Origin of the sequence: Allobosea sp., assembly GCF_030694325.1 — a bacterium.
In the GTDB taxonomy this organism is placed as follows: domain Bacteria; phylum Pseudomonadota; class Alphaproteobacteria; order Rhizobiales; family Beijerinckiaceae; genus Allobosea.
In genome coordinates, this window is record NZ_JAUXYO010000258.1 from 1 (window position 1) to 13550 (window position 13550).

The following is a 13550-nucleotide window of genomic DNA, read 5'->3' on the forward strand; positions in this document are numbered from 1 at the left end:
GGCACCGATGCCGGCGCCCTCGGCCGCGTTGCTCTCCTCGCCGCGCTCGTTGCGCCCGACCAGACTGATGTCGGATGCCGGGATTCCGGCCGTCTCGAGCCGCTCGACCACGTCGGCGGCGATCGTGTAGCTGTCATAGGAACGGGTGATGGTGCGGGTCATGGTGACCTCCGGTAGCTGGTTTTGGACAGGACGGGTCAGTTGCGGACGATGTTGCCGCGATAATCGACGGAGACGTTGACCCGGGCACCGGCATGCATCGCCATGCCCTTCCAGACGCCGTTCTCGTCCTTCTTGAGTTCGGTCACGTTGGAATAGCCGTTCGCCTCGAGCCGGCTCTTGGCCTGACCCTCGGTGAAGCTGTTGGCGCCGGGCAGGGGAGCGTTCTTGTCGGTGTCGGCCTGGGGCGCGGGCATCGGCGAGGTGGTCGAGGTCTGCGCCAGGGCGCCGAACGAGGTCGCCGAGACGAGCATCGTCGCGATGAGCAGCTTCTTCATGGGGAGTCTCCGTGAGGCGGGGCGGCGTGGCCGCTGATGCTCAAGGAAACGGCAGAGTGCTCGAAAGAGTTCCCGAAATAAACCTGCGAACGGGAGTGGAACAGAGCCGGTTCTCTGCGGTTGGGCGACCAGGCAACCCCCGGAGAATATTGATGGCCACCAACACCAAGCAGTCCGATCCCAAACCGCTCGACGAGCTGTTCCACGACATGCTCAAGGACGTCTATTACGCCGAGAAGCAGATCCTGAAGGCTCTGCCGAAAATGGCGAAGGCGGCGACGTCACCCGAGCTGAAGAAGGCCTTCGAGACCCACAAGGCCGAGACGGAAGGCCAGATCGAGCGCCTCGGCGATGTCTTCGAGCTGATCGGCAAGGCGCCTCGCGGCAAGACCTGCGACGCCATCCTCGGCATCCTCGACGAGGGCAAGGCCGTGATGGAAGATTATGCCGGCAGCCCGGCGCTCGATGCCGGCCTCGTCGCCTCCGCTCAGGCCGTGGAGCATTACGAGATCGCGCGCTACGGCACGCTGAAGGCCTGGGCCGCCCAGCTCGGGCACAAGGACGCGGTCAAGCTGCTCGACGAGACGCTGGCCGAGGAAACCAAGACCGACAAGGCGCTGACCCAGCTCGGCGGCCCGGCGAACAAGGCGGCCGTCGCCAAGGCAGCCTGATCGCGGACGTCCAGGTGAGGCCCGCCGCGCGGCACGCGGCGGGCCTCGTCATGTCCGCGGTTCGAGACGGGCGGTTCGAATGGCTCTGGCCTGGTGGGGCGGGGGTCTGCGTCACGGATGCCGCTTCCGGATAGCGCCGCCTGTCTGTATGCTCGTCCACATGACCAGTCGTGACGAAGCCGGGATGTCGGAGGTCGACCGGGCGCAGGACGTGGCCGCCTCGCGGCTCGGCATCCTGCTCCTGTGCGGTGCCGCCCTGACGCTGCTGCTGGCCGGGCTCATGCTGTGGTGGCGCGAGGGCGACCGTCTTTTCACCGATGGCCTCATCGCCGCCATCGTCGCCTGTTTCTGACGCGCATCGCCGCGCCGCTCTCAGGCTCCCGACAGGACCGCTCCCGTGAACCGCCGTCTCATCCTGCCCCTCGTCGTCTTCCTCGCCGGCGCGCTCGTGCTCGCCGCCGCGGCCATCGTCACCTTCGCGCCGGGGCGACAGGGCCAGTCCGGCACGGGCACGGCGAGCGTCGGCGGGCCCTTCGCCCTGACGACGCAGGAGGGCAGGACGCTGACCGACCAGGATCTGCGCGGCGCACCCTTCCTGGTCTTCTTTGGCTTCACCCATTGCCCGGACATCTGCCCGACAAAGCTCTTCGAGATTTCCGAGGTGCTGCGCGCGGCCGGGCCGAAGGGCGAGAAGCTGCGCGCACTCTTCGTGACAGTCGACCCCGAGCGCGACACGCCCGAGATCATGAAGAGCTATCTCGGCTCCTTCGATCCGCGCATCGTCGGCCTGAGCGGGGATCGTCCCGCCATCGACGCGATGATCAAGGCCTACCGCGCCTATGCCCGCAAGGTCCCGCTCCAGGGCGACGACTACACCATGGACCACACCGCGCTCGTCTATCTCATGGGCAAGGATGGCGGCTTCATCGGCGCCTTCAACATCGAGCAGCCGCCGGCCCAGGCGGCGCAGGAATGGCTGCGTCACCAGTAGGCACGCCCTCCTCGGCGAGCGGCGCCCGCTGCCGCGCCAGCCCATGCGCCGTCTTGTTCCAGGCAAAGCGCCGGGTCCTGTACTCGTGCAGCGCCATCCAGGCCGCGATGCAGACCAGCCCGTAATAGAGCGGCAGCAACGGCAGCAGCAGGAGGAGCTTCGGTGAGCCGCGGCGCAGCGCCCCCAGCGCCGGCGGCAGGAACAGCGCCACCGTGCCGAACAGCCAGACGCTGACCGCCAGCGCCGAGGCGACGCTGCCGAAGACATGCGTGGGCGCCAGGAGCGAGCCCTCGCGCCAGGCCAGGAAGGCGGCGACGGCGAAGACCGGATAGGCCAGCGCGGTGACGACCGTGCCGAGCCCGAGCGAGAGGAAGGCGAAGGCGGCCGGCAGCCCCGCTTCGCGCAGCACCGTCAGCGGCGCGCGCGAATGCGTCACCAGCGTCTGCATGTAGCCCTTGATCCAGCGAGCGCGCTGTTTCAGCCAGGCCCGCAGCGTCAGCGGGGCTTCTTCCCGCGTCTGCGAGGGCAGGTCGCCCATGCGGTAGCCGGCGCGCGCCAGCCTGACGCCGAGATCGGCATCCTCCGTGACGTTCCACGCATCCCAGCCACCGACCGCCCGCAGCGCGCCCGTGCGGAAATGGTTGGAGGTGCCTCCCAGCATGATCGGCAGGCCCGCTCTCAGCAGGCCGGGGTTCAGCACCTCGAACAGCCCGGCATATTCCAGCGCGAACAGGGCCGGGAGCAGCCCTTCGCCCGGATGGTCGATCACGAGGCGCGCCTGCAGGCAGGCGAGATCCTCCGGCGCGCGCAGGAAGCGCGCCGCCGCCATGCGCAGCTGCTGCGGGTCGGGGATGTCCTCGGCGTCGTAGATCGTGAACAGCTCGCCGCGGGCCTCGATCAAGGCGAGGTTCAGCGCCCGCGGCTTGGTCCGCGGTTCGCCGGGCGGCACGATCGTGACCTGGATCTCGGGCGGCAGCGGGATGAGTGACAGTGCGCGCTGCATGCCGGGGTCGTCTGCCTCGATCAGCAGGCGGATGTCGAGCTTCGCCGGCGGATAGTCGAGCTGCCGGAGAGCGCCGAGCATCTGTTCCAGCACCGCCTCCTCGCGGTAGAGCGGAATGGCGACGGTATAGACGGGCAGCCGGCTGTCGTCGACGCGCCAGCGATGCCGGCGCCAGAGATCGGGCAGAGGCTGCTCGATCGCGGCCCCGAGGCGCAGCAGGATCAGCCCGAGGAACAGCGGTCCGAGCAGCAGCGCCACCGCGAAGAAGGTCTCGAGCGGCGCCAGCACGCCGCCCATCGCGAAAGCCGTGGCGAGCAGGGCGGCCGTGATGCGCTGGCCGCGGCTGGAGCCGGTTCGGGCGCTGACGCGGGCGAGGCCGGGCGCATCGCGATTGGCGGCGCGCAGCGCGAGCTTCTCGCCATTGGCCTCGCGGAGCGCGGCCGCGAAGCGTCGCGGCGTCACGACGGCGATATCGTCGCGCCGCCGCGGCCCGGCCTCCAGCATCCTGCGCAGCGCCGGGCCTTCCGGAGCCAGGACGAAGCGCAGGCGGCCGACACGCTCGGACGAAACGGGTGCGATGCCGCCACGCAGGATCGCCGCGTGCTCGCCACCAGGGCGCAGGGCGAAGGGGCCCGCCTGGAAGGGCAGGCCGAGCTCCGCGGCCAGCGCTCTGTAGAAGTCCTCCTCGTCGATCAGCCCGCGCGCGAGCACCTCGCGGGCGGGCTCGATCCGGTTACGTTCGGCGTGTCGAGCCGCCTCGGCGAGATCGGCCGGCGCGATGCCCTGGCGTGCGAGAAAAACGATCTCGACCGGCAGGCCGGCCGAGGCCGGCGCCGGACGATCCGGATGCCTGTCGTGACCGCTGCCCCCCACCGGCCCGGTTCCGCCCCACGCAACGCTGCGTCTGTCCCGGGCCAGATGGGCCGGGACAACTCATGGTTGCCGGATCGGGGCGATGAGTCGAGGGGGGCGTCGCGATTTTTCCGCCGGAGCGGGAATGTTTGCTCACATGCCGCCGAGGATTTCCGCCACCTGCGGGATGTCCTTGTCGCCGCGCCCGCAGAGATTCATCACCATCAGGTGGTCCTTCGGCAGGGTCGGGGCGAGTTCGATCACCTTGGCCAGCGCATGCGCCGGCTCCAGCGCCGGGATGATGCCCTCGAGCTTCGAGCAGAGCTGGAAGGCCGAGAGCGCCTCGTCATCGGTGGCGGAGATATAGGTGACGCGCCCGGTGTCGTGCAGCCACGCATGCTCGGGGCCGATGCCGGGGTAGTCGAGCCCCGCCGAGATCGAATGCGCGTCCTTGATCTGCCCGTCCTCGTCCATCAGCAGATAGGTTCGGTTGCCGTGGAGGACGCCGGGCTTGCCGCCGGTCAGCGATGCCGCGTGCTGCGCGGTCGAGAGGCCGTGGCCGGCCGCCTCGACGCCCCACATCCTGACGCTCGGGTCGTCGAGGAAGGGGTGGAACAGGCCGATCGCATTCGAACCGCCGCCGATCGCCGCGATCAGCGAATCCGGCAGGCGGCCTTCCGCCTCCAGCATCTGCTCGCGGGTTTCGCTGCCGATCACCGACTGGAAGTCGCGCACCATGGCGGGATAGGGGTGCGGACCCGCCGCCGTGCCGATGCAGTAGAAGGTCGTCTCGACATTGGTCACCCAGTCGCGCAGCGCCTCGTTCATCGCGTCCTTGAGCGTCTTGGTGCCGGACTGGACGGGCACGACGCTGGCGCCGAGCATCTTCATGCGGAAGACGTTGCTGGCCTGCCGGGCGACGTCGACGGCGCCCATGTAGACGATGCACTCCAGGCCGAAGCGGGCGCAGAGCGTCGCAGTGGCGACACCGTGCTGGCCGGCGCCGGTCTCGGCGATGATGCGCTTCTTGCCCATGCGCCGCGCCAGCAGGATCTGGCCGAGCACGTTGTTGACCTTGTGCGCGCCGGTGTGGTTGAGCTCGTCGCGCTTGAAATAGATCTTCGCGCCGCCGAGATGGTCCGTCATGCGCTCGGCGAAATAGAGCGGCGAAGGCCGCCCGACATAGTGCTTGAGATAATTGGCCATGTCGGCCTGGAAGCCGGGATCGACCTTGGCGGCCTCATAGGCCTGCTCCAGCGAGAGCACGAGCGGCATCAGCGTCTCGGCGACGAAGCGCCCGCCGAACAGGCCGAAGCGGCCGTTCTCGTCGGGGCCGGAGCGGTAGGTGTTCGGGTTCTGGGGGGCGTTCATGTCCGGCCTGCCTCTGTTGCTGCGGCCGCCGCGGCGCGGGCCGCGACGACGAAATCCCTGATCCGGTCGACATCCTTGACGCCGGGCGCCCGCTCCACCCCGGAGGAGACGTCGACACCCCAGGGCCGTGCCATCGTGATGGCCTGCGCGACATTCGCCGGATCGAGCCCGCCCGATAGCATGAAGGGCGAAGCCCGGTCGAGCGCCGCCAGGATCGACCAGTCGAAAGCGCGCCCGTGCCCGCCGGGATAGGCGGCGTCCTTCGGCGGCTTGGCGTCGAGCAGGATGCGGTCCGCGATACCGTCATAGGCGGCCAACGCGGCGAGATCGTGCCGGTCCGCGACGCCGAGCGCCTTGATCGCACGCAGCCCGGTCGCGGCCTTGACGGCGCGCACCGCCTCCGGCGTTTCGCGACCATGCAATTGCAGCCAGTCCGGCCGGACGGCCTCAACGAGTTCCGTCACCTCGCCGATGGCCCGGTCGACGATCAGGGCCACGATCTCGGCACGACCGCGCGCCAGTGCGGCCAGCGCCGCCGCCTCTTTCGGCTGCACGAAGCGCGGGCTCTTGGGATGGAAGACGAGGCCGATCATCTCGACCCCGGCCGCCAGCGCGGCCTCCAGCGTCTCGGGCGTCGAGAGGCCGCAGATCTTGATGGCGAGGGGCTGCGCGGGGACGGACATCCGCCCGGCTTTACACGAAGGTGATCGCAGCCGCACTTGCGACATGATGACGGACGAAGCAATGCTGGCGCAGCCAGGCGATGCCGGCGAAGCGAAGCGGCGACAGGGCGGGCGGACTCGATTGTTCGGCAAGGGGCGGCGCGGTTTCACCATTCTCGCGGGGCTGCTGGCGCTGGCCGGCATCACCGCGGCGGGCTTCTACGTCGCCAGCCAGCCGCGGACGCTGCGTCTCGCCGTGGGGCCACTGGGCTCCGAGGATGCCCGCATGGCGGCGGGCTTCGTCCAGGGGCTGAACCGCGAGAAATCCCAGATCCGCCTCAGGCTCATTCTCACCGAGGGCTCGGAGGAAAGTGCGCGCAAGGTCGATGCCGGCGACGCCGAGCTCGCCATCGTCCGGCCCGACATCGCGCTGCCGGCCAAGGCTGATACGGCGCTCATCACCCGTCGCTCCTTCCCCTTCCTGATCACGGACAAGGATAGCGCGATCGGCCGCATCGCCGATCTCCGCGGCAGGCGCGTCGGCGTCGTGCGCAACCCGCAGGGCAACATCGCCCTGCTCAAGCTCGTGCTGGCCCAGTACGAGGTCGGTCCGGAGGACGTGCAGATCGTCGGGCTGACTCCCGACGAGATCGTGCCCGCGGCGAAGCAGCGGCGCATCGACGCCTTTTTCAGCATCAATGCGGTGGGGGCCAGGGCCGGCGGAGACGGGGCCGGGCGCCTGCGCTCGGCCTGGGGGGAGGATCCCGTCCTGATCCCGATCCGCGAGGCGGACGCGCTGGCGGCCCGTATCCGCACCATCGAGACCGGCGAGATCGTGCGCGGCGCGCTCGGCGGCGACCCGCCGCGCCCGTCGGAGAACCTGCCGACCATCGCCATCACCTCGCGTCTCGTCGCCTCCCAGGATCTCGACGAGGACGTCGTCGGCAATCTGGTCAGTTCGCTGCTCGGGTTGCGCGTGACGCTGGCGGCGGAGTTGCCGCAGATTCAGGGGCTCGAGACGCCCGCGACCGACAAGGACGCGCCGCTGCCCGTCCATCCCGGTGCCGCCGCTTTCATCGATGGCGAGCAGAAGACCTTCTTCGAGCGCTATGGCGACTGGTTCTATCTCGGCGTCATGGCGCTGTCGCTGTTTGGCACCGGCGCGGCCGGCCTGCTCGGGCGCGAGAGCGCCGCCCGGCGCCGCCAGGCCATGCTGGGGCTCGACCGGCTGCTGGCGATCCTGCCGCAGATTCGCGTCGCCACGGATGTCGAGGCGCTCGACGCGTATCGGGCCCAGGCCGATGCGATCCTGCTCGAGGTCCTCGGCGATTTCGGGGAGGGCAATCTCGATTCCTCCGCCATCGCCGCCTATCGCCTGGTCTTCGACCAGGTCAGCCGCGCCGTGGTCGAGGCCAAGATCAGGGCGGCCTCCGTCCAGATCTGACCACGTCGCGCGCAGCCCCGATTCACCTTGCGCCCGGCGACCGGGCCGTTCGTGGTTGCTCAAACGCCCGTCAACGTTTATGTGCAGCGCAGCGAATTCCAGTTTCCTCGAGACGGGCTGCGCCGGCAGGGCATCGATCCTCGCCGGCTTGTGGCCATGAAAAAGGCCCTGCCCGCATGTCCATGCGCAATATCGCGATCATCGCCCACGTCGACCACGGCAAAACCACGCTCGTCGACAAGCTCCTGCAGCAGTCGGGCACCTACCGCGACAACCAGCGCGTCATCGAGCGCGTGATGGATTCCAACGAGCTCGAGAAAGAGCGCGGCATCACCATCCTCGCCAAGGCGACCTCGGTCGTCTGGAAGGATACCCGCATCAACATCGTCGACACCCCCGGCCACGCCGATTTCGGCGGCGAGGTCGAGCGCATCCTGAACATGGTCGATTCGGCCATCGTGCTGGTCGATGCCGCCGAGGGACCGATGCCGCAGACCAAGTTCGTGGTCTCCAAGGCCCTCAAGCTCGGCCTCAGACCGATCGTGGCGATCAACAAGGTCGACAAGCCCGACGCCCGCGTCACCGAAGTCATCAACGAGGTCTTCGACCTCTTCGCCGCGCTCGATGCCAATGACGAGCAGCTCGACTTCCCGATCCTCTACGGTTCGGGCAAGCAGGGCTGGATGGCGCATGACCCGGCCGGTCCGCAGGACCAGGGCCTGGCCCCGATGTACGACCTCATCCTCAGCCATGTGCCGGAGCCGACGGTCGAGGAAGGCCCGTTCCGCATGCTCGGCACGCTGCTGGAGGCCATCCCCTATCTCGGCCGCATCATCACCGGCCGCGTCGTCTCCGGCTCGGCCAAGCCGAACCAGCAGATCAAGGTGCTGTCGGGCGACGGCACGCTGGTCGAGACCGGCCGCATCACCAAGATCCTGGCTTTCCGTGGCCTCGAGCGCACCCCGATCGAGGAAGCCATTCCCGGCGACATCGTCTCGATCGCCGGCCTGGTGAAGGGTTCGGTCGCCGACACCTTCTGCGACCCCACCGTCGAGACCCCGATCAAGGCCCAGCCGATCGATCCGCCGACCGTGTCGATGACCTTCATGGTCAACGATTCGCCGCTGGCCGGCACCGAGGGCGACAAGGTCACGACCCGCGTCATCCGCGACCGCCTCTTCAAGGAGGCCGAGGGCAATGTCGCGCTGAAGATCGATGAATCCACTGACAAGGACAGCTATATCGTCTCGGGCCGAGGCGAACTGCAGCTCGCCATCCTGATCGAGCAGATGCGCCGCGAGGGCTTCGAGCTCGGCGTCTCGCGTCCGCGCGTCGTGCTGCGACGCGACGAGGCCGGCAGCCTGCTGGAGCCGATCGAAGAGGTCATCATCGACGTCGACGAGGAGCATTCCGGCGTCGTCATCCAGAAGATGTCCGAGCGCAAGGCCGACATGCTGGAGATGCGCCCGTCCGGCGGCAATCGCCTGCGCCTGGTCTTCCACGCCCCGACGCGCGGCCTGATCGGCTATCAGGGCGAACTCCTGACCGACACCCGCGGCACCGCGATCATGAACCGCCTGTTCCATGCCTACATGCCCTACAAGGGCGAGATCGGCGGCCGCCGCAACGGCGTGCTGATCGCGATGGAGACCGGCGAGGCCGTCGCCTACGCACTCTGGAACCTGGAAGACCGTGGCCCGATGATGATCGAGCCCGGCTGGAAGGTCTATCAGGGCATGATCGTGGGCGAGCACACCCGCGAGAACGATCTCGAGGTGAACGTCCTCAAGGGCAAGAAGCTCACCAACATTCGCACCACCTCGAAGGACGAGGCCGTGCGCCTGACCCCGCCGATCCGGATGACGCTGGAGCGCTCGCTGGCCTGGATCGACGACGACGAGCTGGTCGAGGTGACGCCGAAGTCGATCCGTCTGCGCAAGGCGATCCTCGACCCCAACGAGCGCAAGCGCTCGCAGAAGATGAAGCAGGACGTCGCCTGACGGCGGACGGTCCTGACCGATGTTCGAAGGGCGGGCCGGAAGGCCCGCCCTTCGTCGTTTCGGCTGAGAGCCGCCGCGCTCAATGGCTCATCAGGATCGGCAGTTTGCACGCGCGCAGCAGCGACTGCGTCACGCCGCCGAGAAGCCACTCGCGCAGGCGAGAGTGCTTGTAGGCGCCGCAGACGATGAGATCGGCCGCGAAGCCGGTAGCCGCCTGGCGGATTTCGCTGGCGACGTCCGCCTCGCCGAGCGCGACGTTGCGCACGCTCACCTTGATGCCGTGCCGCGCCAGATGCGGGGCGAGGTCGGTGCCGGGAAGCCGTCCGGCGAGATCCTTCTCGCCGGTGACGGTGACGATCTCGACCTCCTCCGCCTCCTTGAGGAAGGGCAGCGCATCGGCGACGGCGCGCGCCGCGGAGGCGCCGCCGTCCCAGGCGATCACGATGCGCCGGGCGGCGTAGCGCTCGCTGCCGGGCGGCACGATCAGGACCGGGCGGCCACTGTCGAACAGGGCCGCCTCGATCAGCCCGCGGTCGCGCTGGACCGGATCGGTCTCCATGTCCAGTACGGTGACGTCGTGCACGCGGGCATGGGCGAGCAGCCGGTCGCAGAGGCTGGCGAAGACGAGGGACGGGGTCTCCACTGTGCAGACGACGCCGGCGAGATCGGCCCGGCCCTTGGACTGTTCGGCGAAGGCCTCGGCCAGCTCCGCGATGCGGCGGTTCTCATGGGCGATGAGCTCGGCGCCGAAGGCACCGACCAGCGATCCCGGCACCGCATAGCGCATCGAGGCGGCTTCCAGGGTGAGATGGGCGTCGGCCGCCTGCGAGAGCGAGATCGCATAGGCAACGGCTGAGCTGTGGTTGCCGCGTCCATCCTCGGTGAAACCGACGAGAACGCTCTTGATCGAGAGGGGCATGGCGATCCTCCAAGGGGTTGCTGTTGCCGACAGCTTGCCCGAATGCGCGGCCGACCCCTTGCGCTGGATCAATCCTTCGCGCTCCGATTGGTGGAACAGTGCCGTTGTCGGCGATCGACGGAGGAACGGCACCATGCTTCAGCGCATCTCGCTTCATCTGGGGCGCAACCCGGCGCAGCCCGAAGGCAGCAGCCGCGACGGCTACGAGATCACCGCCCCGCTCAATGCCGAGGGCAGGCTCGTCGCGCAGGAATGGCAGGCGTCCCGCGACAAATGCCGCGTGCGGCGCTTTCGCCCCGGCGAGCCCGACCGCCATGGCTGGCTCGTGCACCGGCCCGGCGGCGAAGGCGGGGCGAACTGGGGCATCGATTACGACGATGCCTCGAGCGAGGATGACGAGTTCGGCTACAAGCTGGACCGGCATCGCTTCCAGATCGGGGAGTATGTCTCGATCCGCGAGCAGGACGGCGATTTCCTGCCCTACAGGGTCGTCACCATCAGGCCCGCCGGGGTGTCGGCAGCCGTTGACGCCTCCTGAAGCCCGCGCGACGGAGACCGAAAGCCATGTCGACCCTCACGATGACCGCCCAGCCCCTGGGCATTGGCACGCTGCTCGTGCCGGTGCATCTCGGGGCCGGGTGCGAACACACGATCCACTTCGCGGCCAGGCTGGCGAAGTCTCTTTCCTGTCGCCTGATCGGTCTCGGTGCCGACCAGATTGAACTGCCCTATTACGGGGACAGCGCGGGCATGGTCGATGCCGTGGTGGTGGAGAACGGCCGCGCGGTCCTGCTCGAGGATCTGGCCAAGGCGGAGGCGCTCTTCCGCAGCGCGGCCGACGGCGTCGCGCTCGAATGGCGCAGCGCGATCGAGCAGACCCGCCAGTTCCTCCTGACCCAGTCGCGCGCGGCCGATCTCGTCGTCCTCGGGCGTCAGGGACCGGGTGACCCGGCGCTGGGGCGGATGGGCATCGCACCCGGCGACATCGTCATGGAACTGGGGCGGCCGATCCTGGTCGTTCCGCCCGGAATCGACGCCCTCGCGGCGCGCAGCGTGGTGGTGGCCTGGAAGGATACGCGCGAATCGCGTCGCGCCCTGCAGGATGCGCTGCCCTTCCTGGTCCGGGCGGAGATGGTCTGCGTACTCTCCGTCGGCACCGATCAGGATGACGCCGCCGCCCAGGATGTCTGCAGCTATCTCGCGAAATATGGCATCGCCGCCCGCCCGGTGCTGCGGCCGAAGGGCGGGGGCTCGATCGTCGGGGAGATCACGGATCTGGTCCGGCATCAGGGTGCGGATCTGATCGTGGCGGGAGCTTATGGCCATAGCCGCCTGCGCGAATGGATCTTCGGCGGCGTCACTCAGGAACTCATTCAGGCCACACCGGTCTGCTGCCTGATGTCCCACTGAGCCGACCGCCTTGCGTCTGGCGCAGCGGCACAGGCCACAGGCGGCCTTGCGACGGCAACCTGGCTCTGGTCCTCTGGGCTGTCCCCGATCAGGAGAGCCCCATGCAGTTCCGCAATCTCGGCCGTTCCGGCCTGCGCGTCTCTCTCGTCGGCCTCGGCTGCAACAATTTCGGCGGCCGTATCGACGACGAGGCCACGCGCAAGGTGGTCAATGCCGCGATCGAGCACGGCATCACCCTGTTCGACACCGCCGACATCTATGGCGAGAAAGCGGGCTCCGAGCGTGTGCTCGGCGAGGTGCTGGGCGCGCGTCGCAAGGACATCGTCCTGGCCTCGAAGTTCGGCATGAAGATGTTTCATGGCGGCCAGGGCGGCTCGCGCCGCTACATCATGAGCGCCGTCGAGGAGTCCCTGACGCGGTTGAAGACGGATTGGATCGATCTCTACCAATTCCACACGCCCGACCCGCTCACCCCGATCGACGAGACGCTGCGCGCCCTCGAGGATCTCGTGACACAAGGCAAGGTCCGCTACACCGGCTGCTCCAACATGCCGGCCTGGCAGGTCGCGGATGCGCAATGGACGGCGCGCGATCTGCGCCTGCCCGGCTTCGCCTCGGCGCAGGACGAATACAGCCTGCTCAAGCGCGGCGCCGAGAAGGACCTGATCCCGGCGCTCAAGCATTACGGCATGGGCCTGCTGCCCTATTTCCCGCTCGCCAACGGCGCGCTGACTGGCAAGTACAAGCGCAACGCCCCGATGCCCGACGGCGCGCGCCTGACCAAGCTGCCCGAGCGTGCCGGCCAGATCTTCAGCGATGCCAACTGGGCCAGGATCGAGGCGCTGACCGACTTCTGCGAGGCGCGCGGCAGGACACCGGTCGAGCTCGCCTTCTCCTGGCTCGCCGCCCAGCCGGTCGTCTCCAGCGTCATCGCCGGCGCCACCCGGCCGGAGCAGATCGCCGCCAATGTGAAAGCGGCCGACTGGACACTGACGGCGGATGAGCTCGCCGAGATCGACCGCATCACGGTCTAGGTTTCGTCGGAACCACACCGTCATCCCGGACAAGCTGCGCAGCAGCGCCGCTCCGGGATCCATCCTAGAGATCCGGAGCCCTCCGATGGATCCCGGGGCAAGCCCGGGATGACGTCGTGGTTTCCGGAAAACGCGAGTGCTCTACCGGAACGGCGGCTCGTCGAAGCTGCGCAGCTTGCGCGAATGGATCGTCGAGCCGGCCTTCTTGAGCTTCTCGAGCGCCGCCAGCCCGATGCGCAGATGCTCGCCGACGGCGCGCTCATAGAAGGCGTTGGCCGCTCCCGGCAGCTTGATCTCGCCATGCAGCGGCTTGTCGGAGACGCACAGAAGCGTGCCATAGGGCACCCGTAAGCGGTAGCCCTGGGCCGCGATCGTGCCCGATTCCATGTCGACCGCGATGGCGCGCGACAGGTTGATCCGGCGCCGTTCCTTGGTCCAGCGCAGCTCCCAGTTGCGGTCGTCCTGCGTCACCACGGTCCCGGTGCGCAGCCGGTTCTTGAGCTGGTCGCCCTTCTCGCCGGTGACTTCGGCCGCCGCCTCCTGCAGCGCGACCTGAACCTCGGCCAGCGCCGGCACGGGCACGTCGGGCGGCACCAGCTCGTCGAGGATGCCGTCCTGTCGCAGATAGGCATGGGCGAGAACGTAGTCGCCGATGATCTGTGTCTGGCGCAGGCCCCCGCAATGGCCGACCATCAG

At 68.6% G+C, this 13550-nt stretch carries 14 protein-coding genes; 8 read left to right on the top strand and 6 right to left on the bottom strand.

Features of this window, described 5'->3' with window-relative positions; all coding sequences use genetic code 11:
- Window positions 1–197: 197 nt before the first annotated feature.
- On the bottom strand, window positions 198–497 hold the full coding sequence (locus Q8M82_RS16685; protein WP_305692447.1) for a PepSY domain-containing protein: 300 nt from the start codon (window positions 495–497) through the stop codon (window positions 198–200).
- A 152-nt stretch (window positions 498–649) separates the two neighbouring features.
- Between Q8M82_RS16685 and Q8M82_RS16690 the strand changes: the two genes are divergently transcribed.
- The 3 genes from Q8M82_RS16690 (at window position 650) to Q8M82_RS16700 (ending at window position 2159) form a co-directional block, all read left to right on the top strand.
- Entirely contained in the window at window positions 650–1168 is a 519-nt protein-coding gene (locus tag Q8M82_RS16690; RefSeq protein ID WP_305692448.1) for a YciE/YciF ferroxidase family protein, read from the top strand.
- A gap of 160 nt (window positions 1169–1328) precedes the next feature.
- Entirely contained in the window at window positions 1329–1520 is a 192-nt protein-coding gene (locus tag Q8M82_RS16695) for a hypothetical protein (RefSeq protein WP_305692449.1), read from the top strand.
- Between the two features lie 45 nt (window positions 1521–1565).
- Entirely contained in the window at window positions 1566–2159 is a 594-nt protein-coding gene (locus Q8M82_RS16700; RefSeq protein WP_305692450.1) for an SCO family protein, read from the top strand.
- Here the strand turns inward: Q8M82_RS16700 and Q8M82_RS16705 are convergent.
- The 3 genes from Q8M82_RS16705 to Q8M82_RS16715 all read right to left on the bottom strand — a co-directional run bounded on the left by Q8M82_RS16705 (window position 2104) and on the right by Q8M82_RS16715 (window position 6068).
- The gene (locus Q8M82_RS16705) at window positions 2104–4035 is read right to left on the bottom strand and encodes a glycosyltransferase family 2 protein (RefSeq protein ID WP_305692451.1); all 1932 of its coding nucleotides are present in this window, start codon (window positions 4033–4035) and stop codon (window positions 2104–2106) included. The two genes, Q8M82_RS16700 and Q8M82_RS16705, sit on opposite strands and share 56 nt — an antisense overlap.
- A 132-nt stretch (window positions 4036–4167) precedes the next feature.
- Entirely contained in the window at window positions 4168–5385 is a 1218-nt protein-coding gene (trpB, locus tag Q8M82_RS16710; RefSeq protein WP_305692452.1) for a tryptophan synthase subunit beta, read from the bottom strand.
- Window positions 5382–6068: a phosphoribosylanthranilate isomerase gene (locus tag Q8M82_RS16715; RefSeq protein ID WP_305692453.1), complete on the bottom strand. Its 687-nt coding sequence runs from the start codon at window positions 6066–6068 to the stop codon at window positions 5382–5384. Before Q8M82_RS16715 ends, trpB begins: the two co-directional genes overlap by 4 nt.
- Window positions 6069–6129: 61 nt before the next feature.
- Here Q8M82_RS16715 and Q8M82_RS16720 point away from each other — a divergent pair, with 61 nt between their 5' ends.
- Window positions 6130–7491 (top strand): TAXI family TRAP transporter solute-binding subunit, encoded by a 1362-nt coding sequence (locus Q8M82_RS16720; RefSeq protein WP_305692454.1) that lies wholly within the window; start codon window positions 6130–6132, stop codon window positions 7489–7491.
- A gap of 176 nt (window positions 7492–7667) precedes the next feature.
- Window positions 7668–9491 carry a translational GTPase TypA gene (typA, locus tag Q8M82_RS16725; RefSeq protein ID WP_305692455.1) on the top strand — a complete coding sequence of 608 codons (1824 nt, stop codon included), beginning with the start codon at window positions 7668–7670 and terminating at the stop codon, window positions 9489–9491.
- A 79-nt stretch (window positions 9492–9570) separates the two neighbouring features.
- Here the strand turns inward: typA and Q8M82_RS16730 are convergent, their stop codons facing one another.
- The gene (locus Q8M82_RS16730; RefSeq protein WP_305692456.1) at window positions 9571–10410 is read right to left on the bottom strand and encodes a universal stress protein; all 840 of its coding nucleotides are present in this window, start codon (window positions 10408–10410) and stop codon (window positions 9571–9573) included.
- Here Q8M82_RS16730 and Q8M82_RS16735 point away from each other — a divergent pair.
- The 3 genes from Q8M82_RS16735 to Q8M82_RS16745 all read left to right on the top strand — a co-directional run bounded on the left by Q8M82_RS16735 (window position 10409) and on the right by Q8M82_RS16745 (window position 12854).
- Entirely contained in the window at window positions 10409–10948 is a 540-nt protein-coding gene (locus tag Q8M82_RS16735) for a hypothetical protein (protein WP_371126387.1), read from the top strand. The two genes, Q8M82_RS16730 and Q8M82_RS16735, sit on opposite strands and share 2 nt — an antisense overlap.
- Before the next feature lie 26 nt (window positions 10949–10974).
- The gene (locus tag Q8M82_RS16740; RefSeq protein ID WP_305692457.1) at window positions 10975–11820 is read left to right on the top strand and encodes a universal stress protein; all 846 of its coding nucleotides are present in this window, start codon (window positions 10975–10977) and stop codon (window positions 11818–11820) included.
- A 101-nt stretch (window positions 11821–11921) separates the two neighbouring features.
- Complete coding sequence (locus Q8M82_RS16745) at window positions 11922–12854, top strand: aldo/keto reductase (protein WP_305692458.1); 933 nt, start codon at window positions 11922–11924, stop codon at window positions 12852–12854.
- 141 nt (window positions 12855–12995) lie between these two features.
- On the opposite strand, the gene Q8M82_RS16750 is transcribed toward Q8M82_RS16745, so the two are convergent.
- The coding region (locus Q8M82_RS16750) for an AMP nucleosidase (RefSeq protein WP_305692459.1) at window positions 12996–13550 on the bottom strand (555 nt) is incomplete at its 5' end.